General features: G+C 50.6%; 13 protein-coding genes, 2 tRNA genes and 1 pseudogene (1 of these 16 only partly in view). 8 read left to right on the plus strand and 8 right to left on the minus strand.

The window, feature by feature from the left end:
* Positions 1-105 precede the first annotated feature (105 nt).
* Genes xseB through F4Y64_11240 form a run of 4 tightly spaced genes read left to right on the plus strand, consistent with a single transcriptional unit; the run spans position 106 to position 2,874 of the window.
* The gene (gene xseB / locus F4Y64_11225) at positions 106-321 is read left to right on the plus strand and encodes an exodeoxyribonuclease VII small subunit (protein ID MXX98171.1); all 216 of its coding nucleotides are present in this window, start codon (positions 106-108) and stop codon (positions 319-321) included.
* Positions 321-833 carry a hypothetical protein gene (locus tag F4Y64_11230; protein MXX98172.1) on the plus strand — a complete coding sequence of 171 codons (513 nt, stop codon included), beginning with the start codon at positions 321-323 and terminating at the stop codon, positions 831-833. The genes xseB and F4Y64_11230 overlap by 1 nt, the downstream gene beginning before the upstream one ends.
* Before the next feature lie 11 nt (positions 834-844).
* On the plus strand, positions 845-1,909 hold the full coding sequence (locus F4Y64_11235) for a potassium channel protein (GenBank protein ID MXX98173.1): 1,065 nt from the start codon (positions 845-847) through the stop codon (positions 1,907-1,909).
* Positions 1,910-1,929: 20 nt separating this feature from the next.
* Positions 1,930-2,874, plus strand: coding sequence for a L,D-transpeptidase (locus tag F4Y64_11240; protein MXX98174.1), 945 nt, complete (start codon positions 1,930-1,932; stop codon positions 2,872-2,874).
* A gap of 12 nt (positions 2,875-2,886) precedes the next feature.
* Here F4Y64_11240 and lepB read toward each other — a convergent pair whose 3' ends face one another.
* The 4 genes from lepB to F4Y64_11260 all read right to left on the minus strand — a co-directional run bounded on the left by lepB (position 2,887) and on the right by F4Y64_11260 (position 6,861).
* Positions 2,887-4,026, minus strand: a complete 1,140-nt coding sequence (gene lepB / locus F4Y64_11245; GenBank protein ID MXX98175.1) for a signal peptidase I — start codon at positions 4,024-4,026, stop codon at positions 2,887-2,889.
* Between the two features lie 17 nt (positions 4,027-4,043).
* Positions 4,044-4,850 carry a hypothetical protein gene (locus F4Y64_11250; GenBank protein MXX98176.1) on the minus strand — a complete coding sequence of 269 codons (807 nt, stop codon included), beginning with the start codon at positions 4,848-4,850 and terminating at the stop codon, positions 4,044-4,046.
* A 4-nt stretch (positions 4,851-4,854) separates the two neighbouring features.
* A complete protein-coding gene (gene lepA / locus F4Y64_11255) occupies positions 4,855-6,660 on the minus strand; it encodes an elongation factor 4 (protein ID MXX98177.1) in 1,806 nt (601 codons plus the stop codon).
* A 117-nt stretch (positions 6,661-6,777) separates the two neighbouring features.
* Positions 6,778-6,861: transfer RNA gene (locus F4Y64_11260), tRNA-Leu, on the minus strand.
* A gap of 92 nt (positions 6,862-6,953) precedes the next feature.
* Here F4Y64_11260 and F4Y64_11265 point away from each other — a divergent pair.
* A tRNA-Asn gene (locus F4Y64_11265) sits at positions 6,954-7,025 on the plus strand.
* A gap of 217 nt (positions 7,026-7,242) precedes the next feature.
* On the opposite strand, the gene F4Y64_11270 is transcribed toward F4Y64_11265, so the two are convergent.
* Positions 7,243-8,040 carry a glucose 1-dehydrogenase gene (locus F4Y64_11270; GenBank protein ID MXX98178.1) on the minus strand — a complete coding sequence of 266 codons (798 nt, stop codon included), beginning with the start codon at positions 8,038-8,040 and terminating at the stop codon, positions 7,243-7,245.
* A 157-nt stretch (positions 8,041-8,197) separates the two neighbouring features.
* Between F4Y64_11270 and F4Y64_11275 the strand changes: the two genes are divergently transcribed.
* Genes F4Y64_11275 through ilvD form a run of 3 tightly spaced genes read left to right on the plus strand, consistent with a single transcriptional unit; the run spans position 8,198 to position 11,579 of the window.
* Positions 8,198-8,533, plus strand: coding sequence for a fumarylacetoacetate hydrolase family protein (locus F4Y64_11275; GenBank protein ID MXX98179.1), 336 nt, complete (start codon positions 8,198-8,200; stop codon positions 8,531-8,533).
* A gap of 5 nt (positions 8,534-8,538) precedes the next feature.
* Positions 8,539-9,888 carry a gluconate permease gene (locus tag F4Y64_11280; GenBank protein ID MXX98180.1) on the plus strand — a complete coding sequence of 450 codons (1,350 nt, stop codon included), beginning with the start codon at positions 8,539-8,541 and terminating at the stop codon, positions 9,886-9,888.
* An 11-nt stretch (positions 9,889-9,899) separates the two neighbouring features.
* Positions 9,900-11,579 (plus strand): dihydroxy-acid dehydratase, encoded by a 1,680-nt coding sequence (gene ilvD, locus F4Y64_11285; protein MXX98181.1) that lies wholly within the window; start codon positions 9,900-9,902, stop codon positions 11,577-11,579.
* Positions 11,580-11,711: 132 nt separating this feature from the next.
* Here the strand turns inward: ilvD and F4Y64_11290 are convergent, their stop codons facing one another.
* The 3 genes and pseudogenes from F4Y64_11290 to F4Y64_11300 form a co-directional block, all read right to left on the minus strand.
* On the minus strand, positions 11,712-15,521 hold the full coding sequence (locus F4Y64_11290) for a T9SS type A sorting domain-containing protein (GenBank protein MXX98182.1): 3,810 nt from the start codon (positions 15,519-15,521) through the stop codon (positions 11,712-11,714).
* A gap of 232 nt (positions 15,522-15,753) precedes the next feature.
* Positions 15,754-16,767 carry a T9SS type A sorting domain-containing protein gene (locus tag F4Y64_11295; protein ID MXX98183.1) on the minus strand — a complete coding sequence of 338 codons (1,014 nt, stop codon included), beginning with the start codon at positions 16,765-16,767 and terminating at the stop codon, positions 15,754-15,756.
* A pseudogene (locus F4Y64_11300) lies at positions 16,764-16,780 on the minus strand (hypothetical protein) (it continues 565 nt past the right edge of the window). Before F4Y64_11300 ends, F4Y64_11295 begins: the two are co-directional and overlap by 4 nt.

Raw genomic sequence — 16,780 nt, forward strand, 5'->3', positions numbered from 1 at the left:
GAGTGTATAACAATCTTGTGAACCTACTGCACGAGTCACTGGCATCATTCACCGATCTCTATGAAGAACGAACTCCCTGAAACCAACGACTCCCTTGATACGCTTATGAAGCGTCTTGAGTCTATTGCGAAAGCATTATCGGAGGGTTCCGGTACACTAGAATCCTCCCTTAAACAGTACGAGGAAGGGATTGAGCTTGCAAAGGAATGCTTGACACGACTCGATGCGGCTGAACAGCGTGTGACTGAGTTGCGCGAGGAGCTGGAGTCTGATCCAAATCACCCTGCCCCACTTACCGGCAAATCTTTCCCTATTGACTGATGCACTCGTCTCGTGAAACGATTCTACCTGACCGCTCAGATCAGGCCCGACTCTGGGTCATCCCCCTTGAGGGAACACAACCAGACCTGCAGAATCTCCTCGCCCAAGTCCAACTTTTTCTTGAAGAATGGACCTCGCACAACCGCGCTATCGAAAGTTCAGCGACACTGTATTCAAATCGGTTTTTGCTGATTGCCGGCGAAATTGCGGGTGGCACAATTAGTGGGTGTGGAATTGATGCCCTGATGAATGCCGTGGAAGAAATTTCTGAAAATCATCATTGCCGCATACTTTCCTCGATGTTCATCTACTACAGATCAGAGCACGGAAGGGTTGATTTTGCCTCCCGGAGTCAGTTCCGAAAAATGATGGCCCAAGACCTAGTCTCTCTAGAAACGAGTGTCTTTAATCCTGGAATTCACACCTTGAATGCACTGCGTGCGGGAGAATTTGAGCTCCCCCTCTGCAGTTCCGTCTATGCGCGGATTTTTCGGATTCCTGCCACTGCGTAACCCCCAGCTTCATGGCACCCGTATTAGATAGTCCGGGGAATTCGCATGAACAGTTGCCAAAGCGAGCCGAGGTTGTATACGCTGTCCTCTTCCTGGTTTTCTGGATGGTGGTTGGTACACTGGGCTATGCGTTCTTGGAAAACTGGAGCCTTTTGGATGGGCTCTACATGGCGTTCATTACGTTGACAACCATTGGGTACACCGAAGTTCATGATCTATCACATACGGGGCGAATCTTTACCATTGTTTTTGGACTCGTTGGAATAGGCGCGGCTGGTGTTGTATCATACAGGTCGGCAAGACTGCTCATTGCTGGAACTGTCATTCGGAAGCGGCGCCGAATGTATAAAATTAGACACATGAACGATCATTATATCATCTGTGGATACGGGCGTGTTGGACGGGATCTCACCAACGCTCTATTGCGAGCCAAGAAAACTCTTGTCGTGCTAGATAAAGACGAAAGTATCACCGAACACTTGAATGAAAACGGGATCTATGCCGTCGCTGGCGATGCAGCTCATGATAGCGCATTACTGGCGGCAGGAATCGAAAATGCAAAAGGTCTCATCACACTTCTTCCTGATGATGCCCAAAATGTATATGTGACCCTCGTTGCGCGCGAAAAGAATCCAGAGCTATTTATCCTGGCACGGGCATCTAATGCCGTGAATCGACAACGAATCCTACAGGCCGGAGCTTCGCAGGTCATCTCACCGGTGCAGGTTGGAGCCGAGCGAATGGCTCAGGTTATTCTACGCCCTCATGTTGACCAGTTTATGTCTCAGGTTCTACAGGCAGAGGACTTGGGACTGGGCATGGAACAGGTGGTCGTACAGGCAGGCTCAAAGCTTGCCGGAAAGACGCTCAGGCAGGTGGATTTTCGACAATCATGGGAAACGATTGTCATTGCAATTATCAAAAAGTCTGACCAGAAAATGCATTTCTACCCAAAGCCCGATGATCTGATTGAGCAAGAAGATATTCTAATCGTGCTGGGAAGCATCGGAATGATTGAACGGCTTGCAAACGAAGGTTGTAAACCCCAGGGCCAACTTTCACGTAAGAAAGGATAACGTTTATTTCAGCGACTCACATGCGCTTGCTTTGCTTACTTTGGATCTCGTTCTTGGCTCCTCTGGCATACGCCCAAGGTGGGGGCTACATTGATCAGGATGCCGTTGCAGACCTACTTGACCTGCGTTTTGAAAGCCTTGATCATGTTCCAGAAGTTTTTTACAAGTATCACGTCATGGAAAATGAGCGTGGTAACAGCGCCCTCGCTCGAAACGCATTCTATCGGATCATTGGCGATGGAGACACCCGACTAGGGAGCCACCGGTCCATGGTTGTCGAAATGATTAACCGCCGACTGATGCAAACCTACTCTGTTGGCGATACCATCATCTATCCCACAGAGTTCGAGTTGGACTTCAGGGCTTATTCCCCATTCCCACGCTATTACCCCGGGGGAAGAGAGTTCGATAAACTCTTCATCATGGACAAGACAATCCAGGCTTTTGCTGCGTATGAATATGGGCAATTGATGCGTTGGGGGATCATGAATACCGGCGATCCCCATGAAACCCCGACCCCTTACGGTCGCTACAATTTCAATTGGCGTGAAGAATATCGTGTATCGTCGGAAAGCCCCGAAGACGAGCCCTGGGAGATGTATTGGGTGATGAATTTTCATCAGTCCAAGGGCATGCATGTCCATCAATATGAAATGCCTACGGGTGGCCCACTAAGCCACGGGTGTGTCCGCCTGGTTGATGCCGATGCCAGATGGGTTTATCACTGGGGAGACACGTGGCAAACGACAAGCAAATCAGATGGGATCGCATCCGTGGGAGCGAAAATTCTGAAACAGGGAACCACGGTACTGGTCATTGGACAAGAGCCAGAAGGTAAGCCACAACTGTTTGACTTTGGCCGCCGCTATCCGGTCCTGAAGCGTGTCCAGCTGCCTGCACACCCGTACGACGTGCCACCTGGAACCCCGCAACAGGTTATGTTTGACAAAATTCGTAAATCCTAGCGCTTCCAAAAGCTACTGGATTGCACGAAACATTCTGTTGCCGCGGATCTGACCGATCAGGAATGGGCTCCCCTGGCTATTCCATGAGAAATAGACCGCGACCGCACGACCCACAACATGATCCATGGGGACGAATCCCCAGAAGCGGCTGTCCTCCGAATTGTCCCGGTTATCTCCCATGACGAAATAGTAATCTTGACTGAACGTGTAGGTATCCCGCACTTGGCCGTTAATGAGAATACGGTCTCCGTCCATGGACGCGGACTGCCCCTCATAATCGGTGATCACCGTTTGGTAGGCTGACCAATTTTCAGCGGTCAGATTCACCGTCATATCCTTTCCCGGAATAACCATTGGCGCAAAATTATCCGTGGAATTGTTTGCGTCCGCGGGATAGAGAGAAATACCCTGATTGGGACGCGCCCCCCGAATCACCGGGCGAACCTCCGTTACATAATCCCAATCAGCAACCGCTTCTGCTGCCGCATCCGTAGCCTGAATACGCTCTATTGTTGGATTCATCGTGGGGAATGCTTCCGAAATTCCTAATTCCCTCAACCGAGCACTGGGAAGCCGGACACGGGGATCCTCCTTGTAGACAAACCAGAGGTGCTGCATGGTATCTTTGAAAGGTTCTCTCGTCTCCTTAAAGAACAGGGTATCACTGTTTACATGCACGATCTTGTCAACGATTGAAAGTGTATCCCCCGGCATGCCAATGATCCGTTTTATGTAGTACGTCTTTCTGTCAATCGGCTTTCCCTCGTCGACCGGCCAGTTGAAGACAACGGTGTCAAAGCGCTTTGGAGAGGTGAACCCAGGGAACCTAGTCCAAGGAAGTTCAAGTCCACGCAGATAGATCGGCGTAAAGGGAATCCCCAGCGTTATGGGTGATCTCATACCGTAGTGAATCTTGGACACGACGATATAATCTCCAACCAATAGACTTTTTTCCATGGAAGGGGTGGGAATCCGGAACAGATCAAAGAAAACCGCCCTCAGAATGACCATAAAGATGATCGCGAATACGATGGCATCCAGCCACTCACGGATCGGTCCCTTTTTCTTCTTTTCCGCGGGCGCGCCGCGACGTTGAGCCCGCTCTGCTGCGCGTTGTTTCCGCCGCTGCTTCTTCTCAGATGATTCTGACATAAGCTATTTTTCTTTGATCATTGACCCTGCAATAAACGTTGATCCGGCCTCCCAGGTTTAAGGTCCGGCTCGGGAATTTCACGAGTAAAATACTCTGTACCGTTGAATCCCGTTAAATACCACTTCTCCACAAGTCGGTGATAATAGTAATCTACGTAGGGTATCGGTTCGCTTCGGCGTATCGCCGCACCCAGAAGCGAACGCCGCATACGATAGAGAAGCGAACGAAACCGATGATCTGTGGCCACAATGACTCCACGATCAAAGGGGCCCCCCACATCCATGACGATCATTGGAATTGAATCATTGACGACAAACCAATACTCAAACTGGCTGTAATCGTCCCTGGGGAAACGATCCTCCTGTTTTATTTCCACAACCGTTTGTGTTGGTGAGCCAAAATACGCCTCCAAATGAGCTCGTATTTCGGGGGTATCCACTGTATCCATCGGCGTAAAGAAATTGTTGCCCAGATAGGACCACTGCACATCTTCGAATTGCGCCAGCCCATGCGGTTGATCTGCCAGGGAAAGAACCTCCCACGTGTGAATTTCGCCTCTAAATACGGGCGGTGGCACTTTCTCCCGCAGTCCCATCGTTTCTGCAATCCAATCCAAAAGGGAATCACTGGCTACCTGGGATCGGGACAGACCAAGGGGGAGGACATACTCTCCATTCGACTCAATGTATGCCCGATAAAGCATCTGCGATCTTGCCTCAGCATAAACGAGACCCAACTGATCCCACGTAATCCGCCTACTTTGCGCATAGGCATGTGATACGTAGGCAAAGAGGATCAGTACGACGAAGATGCTGCGCCTCATTGCATCAATTTTCCATTGAGAGTACAGCCAGAAATGCTTCTTGCGGCACCTCAACACTGCCAACCTGCTTCATACGTTTTTTCCCTTCTTTCTGCTTTTCCAAAAGCTTGCGCTTTCTTGTTATATCGCCTCCGTAGCACTTGGCTGTTACGTCCTTGCGGACCGCTTTGACCGTTGTCCGTGCAATGATGCGGCTTCCAATGGCTGCCTGAATTGCAACCTCGAACATTTGACGCGGGATGAGATCCTTTAGTTTAGCGGTGAGCTTCCGGCCCATCTCGTAGGCTTTGCTCCGGTGAACAATTGCACTGAGTGCATCCACAGGATCCCCATTAATCAATACGTCAAGCTTTACCAGATCGCTGCGTTGATAGCCGGAAAATTCATAATCAAAAGATGCATATCCCCGGGAAATGCTCTTTAGCTTGTCATAGAAATCGAAGACAATTTCCGCTAAAGGCAATTGGTATTCCAGCGTAGCCCGCTCGGTCCCGAGATAGGTCTGATTGACAAACTCACCTCTTCGATCGGTGCAAAGATTCATAATATTTCCGATGTACTCTGTCGGGCAGATGATCTCCGCTTTTACAAACGGTTCTTTGATATAATCTAGTCTGCCTGCCGATGGCACCTTGTTGGGATTTTCAATGATTTCAATCTTTCCATCACTGGTTGCGATCTCATACTTCACATTTGGAAGGGTTGTAATAATATCCAGATTGAATTCCCTGTCCAGTCGTTCCTGTACAATTTCCATATGGAGCAGTCCCAAGAATCCGACTCGGAACCCGAATCCCAGTGCTGCCGAAGTCTCAGGTTCGTACTCAATGGCAGAGTCATTGAGTTGCAAGCGTTCCAGGGATGCACGAAGGTCTTCAAAATCTTCCGTGCTCGTGGGATACACACCCGAGAACACCATTGGCTTTACCTCCCTGAACCCCGCAATTGCATTGTCTGCAGGCTGGCGCGCATGGGTGATCGTATCCCCTACGCGTGTATGTCTGACATCCTTGATGGACCCAATTACGTATCCGACATCTCCAGCTCTCAATTCGTCAGTTGGCTGCATCCCTAGTCTGAGCACACCAATTTCTTCAGCAAGATATTCCTGATCGGTCGCCATAAATCTGATCGGCTCCCGTTTGCGGAGCATGCCCTGGAAGATGCGTACATAAGCGACTGCGCCACGATACTGATTGAAGATTGAATCAAAAATCAATGCCTGCAGCGGGCCATCTGATTCGCCTTCTGGAGCAGGAACGCGCTGAATCACGGTCTCCAAAAGCTCCGAAACTCCCTCGCCCGTCTTTGCACTGATACAGAGTATATCTTCCGCTGGCTCGCCGATCAGACTCTCAATTGACATTGCAACCACATCGGGCCGGGCCCCCGGCAAGTCCACTTTGTTGAGGACGGGAATGATTTCCAGATCATTATCCAGTGCTAGATATAGATTGCTGATGGTCTGCGCTTCAATCCCTTGTGCTGCATCCACGACCAAAATTGCACCTTCACAGGCTTTCAATGCACGGGATACCTCATAGGTAAAATCAACATGACCTGGCGTATCAATCAAGTTCAGGGTGTATTCCCGTCCGTCTCGGGCCTGGTACGTCATCTGGATCGCATGGCTTTTGATGGTAATGCCACGCTCGCGCTCCAAGTCCATGGAGTCCAGTACCTGGTCCTGCATGTCGCGCTTTTCAACCGTACCGGTAATCTCGAGCAACCGGTCGGCAAGCGTACTTTTGCCGTGATCAATATGCGCGATAATGCAAAAGTTGCGGATACAACTCTTATGTGAGGTCATCCAACTGATTCGCAACCCAGGGTCGCCACGTTGAGGATCAAGTAATTTGTGGCGTCAATGCTTGAAGCTTGTGCAATGATTCAGGCCTATGCAGGGTTACCCTGCCTTCTTTGTGAGTGCCCTGGAGAGGACTCGAACCTCCACGCCCGTATGGGCACAGCATCCTGAATGCTGCGCGTCTACCAGTTCCGCCACCAGGGCTAATGGGCGTGATACCATTTTGCAGGTCAAAGTTTCCCCCTGAGTCTTTGTGGATGGAACATGATATACCATAGGGTGGTTAGCGGGGCGTTTCCTCGGTAGCTCAATGGTAGAGCATGCGGCTGTTAACCGCAGGGTTGTAGGTTCGAGTCCTACCCGGGGAGCTTCCTTCTTGCCTACCCCGTTCGTTTTACCGGCGAAACATCCCTTGTCTTGACGGCATCTTTTTTGGTAGAACCGTATCAGAATGCTGCGATCCAATTCCCGTGCAGGCCTACTGGAAACGACGATCCCCATAAACTGCGAATTAGACATATCGGCTGATTGCCGAGCAGTAAATAGTGCAAGGTCACTTCTCTGACTCAGACTGGTCACACATGACTATGACAATTCGCTTTGCGGCATCGCTCGGATTGCACCAATGGACACGCCCCCATCAACCAGATAAGTCTGTCCTGTGATATAACGACTGGATTCAGACGCAAGAAAAACCACCATCCCGTCCAAATCATTTGGATGTCCCGGGCGTGCCATTGGGATCCGTTCTTTCAGCATCGAAAGCCATGTCTCATCCTCATAGAGCATCCTGCTCTGCTCCGTCTTGAACCAGCCCGGAGCTAGGCAATTAACCGTGATCCCATATTCGGCCCAGTCATGCGCCAAAGACATGGTCAGTTGCTTGACTCCGCCCCGACTCGCACAGTAAGGCCCCATTCCTGCATAGCCTGCGACACATGTAACGGAACCGATATTAATCACACGACCCGAATTCTGTGACTTCATGATCTGCGCGGCAGCCTGTGCCACGAAAAAAGCTCCTCGCAAGTTCGTGTTTACCACCATATCCCAATCTTCCTCCGTAACTTCCAAGGCCCTGCGACGGACATTACAACCGGCATTGTTTACGAGGATATCCAGCCGACCAAAATGTCTCTCAATTGCACCAGTTGCCGATCGAATACTGGACGTATCCAGCACATCCAGCTCAACTGGAAGAACTCGGCGCCCAATCGACAAGATCTCCTGCTGCGTTTCTGCAAGACGGTCTTTATTGCGACTAGTGATCGCGATATCTGCCCCAGCCCTCGCTAGTGCTCTCGCCATGTACTGCCCTAATCCACGGCTCGCACCCGTAACCAGAGCAACCTGCCCAGAAAGATCAAAAAGGTTTTGTGACATCAAGAAACAATCTATTTCGTGCTTCACCTGAAACGACCATGAACTGGCTTTGGTCATTGGCCAACGTACCAGTTATATTACCACAAAACAAGCTCCAGACTATCTTGCAGGTTATGTACTACAGCGAACGTGTTAGTCAACTGGAACGTGGAGGTCAGTGAGTGAAAGGAAAAATTTTCGACACGTTCTCCCTCTTGGGGCCATCTCCCGCAACAGCCAATTCCCAACCCGAGCAATCTCCACCTATACGGTTGATGGTACGATATTGCAAAACAACCCAACCTCCGACTTTATTTCCAACATGTGGGAGATCGTCTGCCATACCCGCCAACTCATGACTCTTTTGCCGGGTGACGTAGTTTCTACCGACACGTCTGCAGGTATCGGCCTCGGGCTTATACCACAAAGATTCCTGCAACTAGGCGATGTCATTGATTCCGGCATTGACGGTCTCGGGAAAATGCACCCGGTTGCACCTTCACTACATCCATAGCCCTGATGATTCCATTACTAATTCTTTTACTTGGCATTGTCATTGTCGTAGGCATGATCGTAGGCCTTCGAATCAATGCTTTTGTTGCGCTGATTACTGCAGCGATTGTAATCAGCATTCTTTCTCCGGGAGAGTGGTCCATCAAGATTGCACGCGTAGCCACCTCCTTTGGTGCGACTGCAGGCAGCATTGGAATTGTCATTGCTATGGCAGCTGTCATCGGTGTAACTATGATGAGCAGCGGTGCCGCTGACCGTGTAGTACAGGCATTTATCCGCTTTCTGGGGCAGGAACGTGGGAGCCCTGCATTGGCAGCCAGCGGCTTTGTGCTGTCCATACCTGTATTTTTTGACACTGTCTTCTATCTGCTGATCCCCCTCGCCCGCTCAATGTTTTCGCAGACCGGGCGAAATTACCTGAAATACGTGATCGCAATCGCCGCAGGCGCAGCTGCTACGCACGCCCTTGTCCCCCCTACACCAGGCCCCCTGGTCATTGCCGAAAACCTGAGCATTGACCTAGGGACTATGATTTTGGTTGGTGCATGCGTGGCCCTGCCAGCTACCATCCTGGGGTTATTCTATGCAGGTTGGCTCGATCGAAGGATGCCCGTTCCCATGCGTGATGTACCAGGAGTCGAGATAACCACACCTCAGCTGAGCCAGCTCCCGAATCTAGGGCTTTCGGTGTTACCAATCGCTCTTCCGATTCTCTTGATTGCCGGAAAGACGGTCTTTCTCCCTCTTCTGGGCAGTGATACAGTGCTCGCCCGATGGATTCTCGTACTTGGCGATGCAAACATGGCCCTGTTGTTAGCCGCCATTGCATCCACCGCACTCTACATCCATATGCGCCGACCTTCACGCATGGAACTCAGCACGGTGATTGAACAGTCATTGATGAGCGGGGGCTTGATTATTCTCATTACCTCTGCAGGTGGAACGTTCGGTGCCATGCTCAAAGAAGCGCAGATTGGCCCTGCAATCAGTGGGCTGTTTGCCGGAAGCTCTGGTACATCAGGAATAGGTATGCTGCTCCTTGGTTTTGGGATTGCCAGCCTGCTTAAGTTTGCCCAGGGATCATCAACGGTCGCAATGATCACGGCCTCTGCCATGTTGGCTGCGATCATCACGCCCGAAAGCTTGAATTTTAATGTCGTCTACCTAGGTACAGCGATCGGTGCAGGTTCACTGGTTGGGGCCTGGATGAACGACAGTGGGTTCTGGATCTACTCCAAAATGAGTGGCCTCACTGAGGTTGAAACCCTCAAGTCCTGGTCCGTATTACTGGTCATTCTTGGAGTCACTGCAGGTATAACTTCCCTGGTCTTGTCAATCTTTCTACCACTCACATAAAATAGAAGCATATGAATCGTTTCAGTAAACAGGTCACCCAAAATCCCCTTCAGGGCGGCGCACGTGCCATGCTGCACGCGATTGGCCTGTCCGAGGAAGATCTGAATAAAGCGCAAGTAGGGATTGTGAGCATGGGTTGGGAAGGAAACCCTTGTAACATGCACCTGAATGGCCTGGCCAATCAAATCAAGACCAGTGTTCAAACACAGGATTTGATCGGATTGATCTACCACACAATTGGAGTCAGTGACGGAATTTCTATGGGCTCTTCAGGCATGCGCTTTTCATTGCCCTCCAGAGACATTATTGCTGAATCAGTTGAGACCGTCGCATCAGCCCAGTGGTATGACGCTGTGATTGCAGTGGCAGGCTGCGATAAAAATATGCCTGGCTCCATCATGGGTTTAGCCAGGCTGAATCGCCCAGGCCTGATGGTGTACGGTGGTACTATCAAACCGGGATGCTGGAAAGACAAACCGATTGATATTGTATCTGCCTTTGAAGCAGCCGGTCAACGTGCGACCGGCACAATCAGTGACCAGGATTTTCGGGAGATTGCCCGTCACGCCTGCCCCGGAGCGGGAGCGTGTGGAGGAATGTACACGGCAAATACGATGGCATCCGCCATTGAAGCATTAGGGATGACGCTTCCATTTGACTCATCCTATCCCGCTGTCAGCCGAGAAAAACAGGAAGAAACCACTCAGGTCGGGGCCGCCATTTACCAACTTCTCGAAAAAGATCTCAAGCCCAAAGATATCCTTACCCGAGAAGCATTTGAGAACGCTCTGCGAATTGTGATCGTCCTGGGAGGATCCACAAATGCTGCATTGCATCTGATTGCGATGGCTAAAGCGGCAGAAGTCCCTCTGACACTGGATGACTTTCAGTCTATGAGTGATCGTACACCACTGTTGGCCGACCTCAAGCCCAGCGGGCGATTTGTTATGGAAGATCTCTATAACGTAGGCGGTGTACCCGCCGTCATGAAAATGCTTCTTGAAAACGATCTTCTGCATGGTGACTGCATGACCGTTACAGGACACAGCATTGAAGAAAACTTATCGGAGATCCCAGACCTGAAAACCGGACAAGAGGTGATCCATCCGCTGGATAACCCCATTAAGAGTACTGGGCATCTGCAAATTCTTTACGGTAATCTGGCCACCGGTGGCGCGGTCGCCAAAATTACTGGCAAAGAAGGGGAGCGCTTTGAGGGAACAGCACGTGTCTTTGACACCGAAGAAGAAGCGATGGATGCCATCCTTGGGGGAAAAGTCAGTGCCGGAGATGTACTGGTCATCCGATACTGCGGCCCCAAAGGTGGTCCTGGAATGCCGGAAATGCTCCGACCGACCGGTGCAATCATGGGAGCTGGCCTTGGAACGGACGTGGCACTCATTACCGATGGGCGCTTCTCTGGAGGCACACATGGGTTTGTCGTAGGACATATTACCCCAGAGGCGCAGATTGGTGGTGCACTTGCTCTTGTAAATGACGGAGATCCTATCACGATTGATGCTGCCAATCACACACTAACTCTTGGAGTCAGTGACACTGAACTTGAGAAGCGCCGTAGCAGCTGGACTGCGCCTCCTCTCAAAGCAAAGGCTGGCGTACTGTTAAGGTATGCCCACACGGTTTCCTCTGCCAGCGATGGCTGCGTCACGGATGCTTTTCCCGTAGACTGACACACGAACCTTCCAATGTCCTCCAGATGGGCAACCTCGATCTGAATATGCATCAGATAAATGGGAAAATGCATTTACCATGCGAGAGGCTTCACGGCCAACTCTGGCACATTTATGTCAGCCCCAAGGCATTCACTGGATGTGGATAAACTGGCCAGTCTGTGTTGTTGTACTTTCTGACGAAACTACTCGCACCCGATACAAATACATCCCCGACGGCAGGCCGTCTGCACTTACGTGAACCCCACGTTCCCAACCTGCCTCAAGTGTTTGGGTGGGAGTTCTCCGCACTCGCCGTCCTGTCACGTCTAACACATCCACAGATACCTCGGACTTCGTGGGCAAGTCAAACACGATTCGGGTAAAGCCTACAAAGGGATTCGGGTAATTACCTCGCAGAGAAAATGACGTAGGAAGAGATTCAGTCTGCACGTTCGTTGGGGAATAGACCAGAACGCTGAACTGCAATGAATCGGAGGACCCATTTACATCAGTGGCAACGTAATTGTATTGTATGTTGTCGGTGACTACCGTCGGTGTTCCGCTGATCGTATGTGTGGACTCCAAAAAAGAAAGACCTGGCGGAAGCTCGGGAGTGATTGTATAGGCCACAGGCGGCGCCCCTCCCGTTGCAGTCGGTAACCGGAGGGAATCAATTGGATTTGCACGCGGAAAGGCTTGATCCGCAATGGTGGAGTGGAAACGGACTTTCCGTGCAACCGAGATCTCAAAATTCATGCTGATAGATTTCGAATCAGCATCTGTGACTGTGTACGTGTAGACGGTAGTATCCGTTGGGACGGTCGGAGTGCCAGCAAGAGTCCTCGTGCTGGAATCAAAGACCAAGCCAGTTGGTGGGAGCGGATCCAGCGCATACGTCAGGGGAGCCTGACCTCCCGTTCCATCTGGGAACTGGACTGGCACGAGGGATACACCTTCAGTCAGGACCAAATCACTGATGCGACCACGGAAGGCCAATGCTTCGATATAAACCGAGAGATGGAACTGTAATGAATCAGAGGACCCATTCACATCAGTGGCAACGTAATTGTACTGTATGTTATCGGTGACTACTGTCGGTGTCCCGCTGATCGTATGTGTGGACTCCGTAAAAGAAAGACCCGGTGGAAGCTCTGGAGTGATTGTATAAACCACAGGTAGTGCCCCTCCCATGGCAGTCGGTAATCTGAGGGGATCAATGGGATGTGCCCGCGGAAAGGCTTGATCTGCAATGGTAGAGTGAAAACGGACTGCCTCTGCAACCGACATCTCAAAACTCAAGCTGAGAGATTTGGAATTGGCATCCGTGACTGTGTACGTGTAAGTGATAGTGTCCGTTGAGACGGTCGGAATGCCAGTAAGAGTCCGCGTGCCGGAATCAAAGACTAGACCAGTCGGCAAGGGCGGATCTATCGCGTACGTCAGGGGAACCAGACCTCCCGATGCCTCCGGAAGCTGTACTGGTGTGAGCGGCACACCTTCGGTCAGGGTCATATCACTAACAGGGTTACTGAAGGCGAGGGTTTCAATATCGCCAAGGGGAACCGTCCATATCCCGCGTCCATGTGTTCCCAAGATGACCTCGTTATCCCGAACCTTCATTCTCCATATAGCTACAGGTGGTAGCCCATCATCCACATAGTACCACTGTTGACCACGATTCGTAGATCGGAAGAGACCGATTTCGGTTCCCGCCCAAAGCGTATTGGGTGCATGGGGCATCACGATTAAATCGTACACGGCAACATCAGGAAAGCCGTTACTGCTTTCTCCAGAGCTTCCAAACCCGGACAGATCCGTCCAGGAATTGCCATAATCCCGGGTTTCCAGGATCTTGGGTCGGCCATGTTGTGAGAAGAGTGCGTAGGCCGTGGCTGGCTCAGTTGGATGAGTAGCGATGCCCGATGAATAACCTCCCTCAAAACCCGGCGTATTCGGAAATGAAACATCACTAAACGACCTGCCGCGATCTTGAGACAAATGATAGGAGGTTTCCTGACGGATAAAACCACAACCAGCCCAAATTACCGAAGGGTCTGCCTTGGAAACCCTTACCGTACTACTTCGGCCAGATCTTCCACAATTCCAAAGCTGATTTATAGGAGTACGAGTCCAGCTGTCTCCGAAATTCCGCGAAAAATAGACTCCGTCCTGCTTGGATGTGTAGACATCATCCGGCGCCATGTCACTGTTGGATAGAGTTGTGAAGAATTGGCCTCGCTCCACATCATAGCGCATGTCTGGTAAGTAACGCCAAGAATTACCACCATCTATACTTTTAGAAATCAAGGAGTATTGAATGGTTCCCAGCAAAAGATCTGGATTGATGGAGTGCCAAAGTGTTTCAAATCCGTCGCCGCTGAGCCGATGTTCCCATTGACTATTCGCCTCTGGCTCAGACATCGACTGCTGAGTACCATTGTCCTGTGTCCCTCCTATGTAGACGTGTGATCCTGGCCTCTTTGCGATGCCGTAGAACTGGGAAGTATTGTAACCCGATCCATTTTTATCCAACTCCTCAAAAAAGCGCCCATTATCTCTGGAAACCGCTACGCCGCCATCATTGGCGTTATAGACCCAAAACCTCTCATTTACGGAATCAACCACAACTGGCATTATGACATGATGGTCCACATGGGTCGAATAGTCTATGTCAATCTCGGAGTCGGTAGTTCGTGTGGGCATGTTGGAGCTGGTTATCCTATCCGAGATCAGAATACGATGCAGGCGAAAGCCGCCCACGAACACCGTGTTCGGCTGAAACGGGTGGACGGCAAGTGAATTGTGCCAATGCCCTCTACCCTCAGTCCAGTCTATCGCTTCGTCGTCTACAGTAAGAACCCAACTGATTCCGCCGTCAAGACTTTTGTAGAGATCTATGGTCCCAGAATCATAGGATGCTGCATAGGCAATATTCGGATCAGAGGGCGAATAGGCTAATTCGGTCTTCATTGAAGGGGGCACGGAGAAGGATGGATCCGTCGGCTGCCATGTAAGTCCCGCATCGAGGGAATAGAAAGTAGATCCAGTGTAGTAGCCTCTTGCGGCAATCTGTATATTGAAATTGCCCGGTTGTGCTTGCAAAGCCATAACGGGTAGTCCAGAACGAAGGTCGCCGCAACAGACTTTTTTCCAGGTTATGCCACCATCAGACGTACGAAATACACCAGATGTGGTGGCAGCCATGACTACATTGTAGTTCATTGGATCAACCAGTAAGCGGTACACAGAGCGGAATTCACCATTCCCTTGCGTTGACCTGAGATGCTCCCATGTTGCGCCTCGGTCACTGGACCGAAAGATTCCCATTCCGGTCACCGGCTCACGCCAAAGTCGTGCACCGGTGCCAAAGTAGATTATATCGTGATTACTCTCCGCCATCGCCAAACTGGTGACAGCCAAAGAGGGTAAATGATCGGTTTGGGGCTGCCATGAACGACCGCCGTCCGTGGTTTTCCATAAACCGCCAGATACAGAACCTGCCCAAATAGTTTCACGATTTGGGTCATCCGGGTCTACGATGAGTGCACGTGTACGACCTCCGACATTTCCAGGGCCACGTTCAATCCAATTGAGTGATTCAGTTGTCTTAGCGGCCATTAGTGCTTTATTAAATTCCGTCATTCGATACCCAACCGGGTACTCATTGGTACCATTTACAGTAGTCCGGATTAGGCGGTGATATTCGGCATATTCATCTGGGTAGCCCTCCTCAGCAGAGATTTGTGCCGCTTCGGGAAATGAGGTTCCATCGGAATTCCCCCCTACTACACCAGGACGATTCAATAAAGGACCGTAGAGAACGATGATTACTATGAGTAGCACAATTCCCGCAATCACGGAACTGGTCAGTAGGGAGAATCTCATTGAACTATCACGACATAGGTTAGAACCTGATGTTCTCAACCGATTGGAACGTGGATTTAAGTTGATGTTTTTCATTAGACCCCGTATGTGAAGAATTTCTAACGGGACAAGTTTGAATATTGAATTTAGGCGAATTCATTATCCGTGTATATGCCGTTCAGGAGGAGAAACGGAGAAAGATGCATACCGAATCCGCGTTTTCTTGGATCAAGTGGTGGAGATGGGTGGAATTGGGAGTGACTGTCCAACTCAGGATTTTGATAAGAGGGATTGCAGTCAATTAGGATGCTGTATTGCATTGAGAGGTTCAGCGGACGACTATGAAACGTCCTGTATGTGTGTCTTGAACACCCTCAGTCGAGACAATTTGCACCCTGTAAACATACATTCCCGATGGCAGATCGGCTCCGTTAAAGTCAACACCTTGGCTCCAGCCCGCCGGAATTGTCTGGGCGGGAATTCGTCGCATGAGTCTTCCGGCTACATCCAGTACTTCCACGGATATTTTGGCTTTGGAGGGTAGATCAAACATGATCCGGGTGGAGCGCTTGAAGGGATTGGGGTAATTACTTTTCAAAGCGAACGTAGTGGGTAGAGTCTCAGTTTGTATACTCACAGGAGAATAGATCATCAAGCTGAACTGCAATGTATCGGCAGACCCGTTCACATCGATGGCAAAGTACGTGTATTGTGTATTATCGGTGACGAAAAAAGGAGTCCCAGTGATGGTAAGTGTGGAATCAGCAAAAGAGAGGTCAGATGGAAGCTTGGGATGGAGATTATAGATCACTGGCGCGGTCCCTCCCGTTGCAGCGGGCAATATGATTGGAGAAATGGGAGTCGCGCGGGGAAACGAGTAATCTGTTACGGTGGACTGGAATTGGACCGCGCCTGCAACTGAGATTTCAAAGTCCAGATAGATGGGCCTGGAATCGGTATCCAAAGCTGTATATGTGTAGGTAGTCCTATCCATAGGAGTGGTCGGGGTACCGGAAAGGATCCGCGTGGTCGCATCAAAGCTTAAGCCTGCTGGCGGAGACGGATCCAGAGTGTACGTCATCGGAGGCTGTCCTCCGATTGCTTCTGGAAGCTGGATTGGAGTGAAGGGGACTCCGACAGTCAAGAATTGGGTGGCAACTTCAGATTCAAAACCTGCAACCGAGATTTCAAACTCCAGATGGATGGTCCTGGAGTAAGTATCCACAGCTGTATATGTGTAGGGAGTGATCTCCATAGGAGTGGTCGGGGTACCGGAAAGGATCCGCGTGGTCGCATCAAAGCTTAAGCCTGCTGGCGGAGACGGATCCAGAGTGTACGTCATCGGAGGCTGTCCT

The sequence above is a fragment of the Rhodothermaceae bacterium genome, assembly GCA_009838195.1.
Lineage (GTDB): Bacteria > Bacteroidota > Rhodothermia > Rhodothermales > Bin80 > Bin80.

What these genes read in the sequence shown, in the direction of transcription:
- xseB (MXX98171.1), top strand. Translation starts at nt 106, where the DNA reads ATGAAGCGTCTTGAGTCTATTGCGAAAGCATTATCGGAGGGTTCCGGT.
- F4Y64_11230 (MXX98172.1), top strand. Translation starts at nt 321, where the DNA reads ATGCACTCGTCTCGTGAAACGATTCTACCTGACCGCTCAGATCAGGCC.
- F4Y64_11235 (MXX98173.1), top strand. Translation starts at nt 845, where the DNA reads ATGGCACCCGTATTAGATAGTCCGGGGAATTCGCATGAACAGTTGCCA.
- F4Y64_11240 (MXX98174.1), top strand. Translation starts at nt 1,930, where the DNA reads ATGCGCTTGCTTTGCTTACTTTGGATCTCGTTCTTGGCTCCTCTGGCA.
- lepB (MXX98175.1), bottom strand. Translation starts at nt 4,026, where the DNA reads ATGTCAGAATCATCTGAGAAGAAGCAGCGGCGGAAACAACGCGCAGCA.
- F4Y64_11250 (MXX98176.1), bottom strand. Translation starts at nt 4,850, where the DNA reads ATGAGGCGCAGCATCTTCGTCGTACTGATCCTCTTTGCCTACGTATCA.
- lepA (MXX98177.1), bottom strand. Translation starts at nt 6,660, where the DNA reads ATGACCTCACATAAGAGTTGTATCCGCAACTTTTGCATTATCGCGCAT.
- F4Y64_11270 (MXX98178.1), bottom strand. Translation starts at nt 8,040, where the DNA reads ATGTCACAAAACCTTTTTGATCTTTCTGGGCAGGTTGCTCTGGTTACG.
- F4Y64_11280 (MXX98180.1), top strand. Translation starts at nt 8,539, where the DNA reads ATGATTCCATTACTAATTCTTTTACTTGGCATTGTCATTGTCGTAGGC.
- ilvD (MXX98181.1), top strand. Translation starts at nt 9,900, where the DNA reads ATGAATCGTTTCAGTAAACAGGTCACCCAAAATCCCCTTCAGGGCGGC.
- F4Y64_11290 (MXX98182.1), bottom strand. Translation starts at nt 15,521, where the DNA reads ATGAAAAACATCAACTTAAATCCACGTTCCAATCGGTTGAGAACATCA.
- F4Y64_11295 (MXX98183.1), bottom strand. Translation starts at nt 16,767, where the DNA reads ATGACGTACACTCTGGATCCGTCTCCGCCAGCAGGCTTAAGCTTTGAT.